Source organism: Allosphingosinicella sp., from assembly GCF_036387215.1.
Classification (GTDB): domain Bacteria; phylum Pseudomonadota; class Alphaproteobacteria; order Sphingomonadales; family Sphingomonadaceae; genus Allosphingosinicella.
The window spans coordinates 1-3,133 of the sequence record NZ_DASVUE010000038.1; the positions used below are offsets into that span (position 1 = coordinate 1).

Consider the following 3,133-nt stretch of genomic DNA (forward strand, 5'->3'; position numbering starts at 1 on the left):
GGGGTGCCGTCGAAGCGGCCGCGATGCTTGAGGCCGCCGGTCCAGGCGAAGATCGATGCCAGCGGGTTCGTCGAGGTCGCCTTCCCCTGCTGATGCATGCGGTAGTGCCGGGTGACGGTGCCGTGCGCTGCTTCCGCCTCCACCGTCTTGCCGTCGGGCGTCATCAGGATCGAGGTCATGAGGCCGAGCGAGCCGAAGCCCTGCGCCACCATGTCCGACTGCACGTCGCCGTCGTAATTCTTGCAGGCCCAGACGAACTTGCCGCTCCACTTGAGGGCGGAAGCGACGAGGTCGTCGATCAGCCGATGCTGATACTCGATCTTCGCCTCGTCGAACTGCGCCTTGAATTCACTGTCGAAGATTTCCTGGAAGATGTCCTTGAAGCGCCCGTCATAAGCCTTGAGGATGGTGTTCTTCGTCGACAAATAGACCGGCCAGCCGCGGTTGAGCCCGTAATTGAAGCTCGCGCGTGCAAAGTCGCGGATCGAATCGTCGAGATTGTACATGCCCATGGCGACGCCGGACGAGGGGAAGTCGAACACCTCGTAATCCTGCGTCTCGCCATTCTCGCCTTCCCACTTCATCGTGAGCTTGCCGGGGCCGGGCACTCGGAAGTCGGTCGCCTTATATTGGTCGCCGAACGCGTGACGGCCGACCGCGATCGGGTCGGTCCAGCCGGGGATGAGCCGCGGGACGTTCTCGATCACGATCGGCTCGCGGAAGATGACTCCGCCCAGGATGTTGCGGATCGTACCGTTGGGCGATTTCCACATCTTCTTGAGGCCGAATTCCTCGACCCGCGCCTCGTCGGGCGTGATCGTCGCGCATTTGACGCCGACGCCGTGCTTCTTGACCGCTTCGGCGGATTCGACGGTGACGCGATCGTCGGTCGCGTCCCGATTCTCCATACCGAGGTCGAAATAGAGCAGCTCCACATCGAGATAGGGCAGGATCAGCCGCTCGCGGATCCACTGCCAGATGATGCGGGTCATCTCGTCGCCGTCGAGTTCGACGATCGGGTTCGTCACTTTGATCTTGGCCATGTGGGGCTCGGGCTTTCCTTGGCTGAAGAGGGATTGGGGGCCGTGTAGGCGGAGCCGCCGCGCCGATCAACCGGAGGGCATCCTTGGTTGTGCCTGCGGGTAGCGGCGCGTAAAGGCAGGCCCATGACATCGCTCCAAAAGCCGGACATCGTCACCACCAATGTCCGCTGGCGCTGGCCCGCGGTTCACCCGGAAGGGCGGAAGTTCGTCGTTATCTCGGGAGCGATTGCGCTCGCCTTTCTGCTCTTCATCTGGGACGAGCTCGGCTTTGCTCTGCTCGGCGTGACGATTTGGGTTGCCGCCTTCTTCCGTGATCCGATCCGGACGACTCCGAAGGGGGAGGGGCTGATCGTCGCCCCCGCCGACGGGCTGATAACGATGATCACAGCGGTGCCGCCGCCGCGCGAGCTGCAGGGGGAAGGCGGCCTCGGCACCGAGCCGGTGACCCGCGTCTCCATTTTCATGAGCGTGTTCGACGTCCACATCAATCGTACGCCGATCGCCGGGCAGATCACCCGCGTCGCCTACATCGCCGGGAAGTTCCTGAACGCCGATCTCGACAAGGCCAGCGAGGACAATGAGCGGCAGCACATCCTGGTCGAGGGCCGTGACGGCGTTCGCGTGGGCTTCACGCAGATTGCCGGCCTGGTGGCACGGCGGATCGTACCCTGGGTCAAGCCGGGCGATTTCGTCGCGACCGGGCAGCGCGTCGGCCTCATCCGCTTCGGCAGCCGGGTCGACGTCTACCTTCCTGAGGGAACGGCGCCGCTGGTTATTCTCGGCCAGCGCACCCTCGCCGGCGAAACGGTCGTTGCCCGCGTCGGCGAGTCGCAGCTGATCGAGGGTGTCAGCCAGTGAGGCAGCCGGGCCGGCGGCCAAAGGGGATTCCCCTGCGCACGCTGCTGCCCAATGCCATAACGGCGCTTGCGCTCTGCTCCGGCCTGTTTGGAATCCGGTACGGCATTGCAGGCGAATGGGAAAAGGCAGCGGGCGCCGTGGTGCTTGCGGCTTTTCTCGATGTGATGGACGGGCGGATCGCAAGGCTGCTCAAGGGGCAGAGCCGGTTCGGCGCGGAGCTGGATTCCCTTTCGGACGTCACTGCATTCGGCGTCGCCCCGGCGATCATCCTCTACCAGTGGATGCTGACCGTGACCGGCCCGGAAGACGCGGCTTACGAATATTGGGCGCGTTACGGCTGGCTTCTGGCTCTTGCGCATGCCGTCTGCGGGGCGCTCCGGCTTGCCCGCTTCAACGCGAACATCGACGTTCTCGATCAGCCGCACAAATCCGCAGGGTTTCTTACGGGCATTCCCGCACCGGCGGGAGCGGGGCTTACTTTGCTGCCGCTCTTCCTGTGGCTCTGGATCGGATCGGAAGCCTTCCACGAGCCGCTGCTCGTCGCGCCCTGGGCGGCGCTTTGCGCCTTCCTCATGGTGTCGAACCTCGCCACCTTCTCATGGGGTTCGCTGAAGCTGCGCAGCCATGTGCGGTTCGGCGCGCTGGTGGTGATTGCCCTGATAGGCGGCGCCCTTATCTCCGCACCTTGGCCGACGCTGAGTATCGCCGCCCTTGTCTACGCCGCCATGATCCCGTTCAGCATCCTGAGCTACGGGCGGATCAGGAAGCAGCGCGCTGCTGCATTGGCACCGATCGAACGACCACCGGCCGCGGACGCGCACTAGGCCGGCCGCGGGGAGTCCAGGGCTGCGTGCTCCTGCGCACCAGCACCTCGCCGCGAAGTGCCGCCATGATCTCCTGCCAATAGTCGCGGACCATCAGATGCATCAGCGCGGCGGCCCCGGTCAGCACCAGCGCAAAGAAAAGTGCGGCAGCGATTTGAGTCACAGCTTGTCCCCTGTTTTATCCACAGCCAAACGCGGTTGCTCTGGATTGGTTTCCTAGTTTGTTGTTTCTGCTGTATGTTCATGTTTTGTTCGACTGTCAACAGCCGCTTTCCGGGTTGATTTCCGCCGCCCCAGCCTCTAGATGCGCGCCCATTCCACATGCGGAGCCATCATAACCGGTGGCTGAGCTTGCTCAGCTTCTCGGCCCCGCAGAGGTATAACCGGAAGGAGAAAGACCATGGCGTC

Annotated in this window: 3 protein-coding genes; 2 read left to right on the forward strand and 1 reads right to left on the reverse strand. The window is 63.8% G+C overall.

From position 1 onward, the window contains the following. A partial coding sequence (locus VF662_RS01755) for an NADP-dependent isocitrate dehydrogenase (RefSeq protein WP_464136984.1) occupies positions 1-1,043 on the reverse strand: 1,043 nt, incomplete at its 3' end. A 123-nt stretch (positions 1,044-1,166) separates the two neighbouring features. On the opposite strand from VF662_RS01755, the gene VF662_RS01760 reads away from it, so the two are divergent. Continuing rightward, positions 1,167-1,901 carry a phosphatidylserine decarboxylase gene (locus VF662_RS01760; protein ID WP_464136986.1) on the forward strand — a complete coding sequence of 245 codons (735 nt, stop codon included), beginning with the start codon at positions 1,167-1,169 and terminating at the stop codon, positions 1,899-1,901. Next, a complete protein-coding gene (locus VF662_RS01765) occupies positions 1,898-2,725 on the forward strand; it encodes a CDP-alcohol phosphatidyltransferase family protein (protein WP_464136988.1) in 828 nt (275 codons plus the stop codon). The genes VF662_RS01760 and VF662_RS01765 overlap by 4 nt, the downstream gene beginning before the upstream one ends. Positions 2,726-3,133 lie beyond the last annotated feature (408 nt).

Coding starts and splice junctions, on each gene's coding strand:
- VF662_RS01760 (WP_464136986.1), top strand. CDS start 1,167: ATGACATCGCTCCAAAAGCCGGACATCGTCACCACCAATGTCCGCTGG.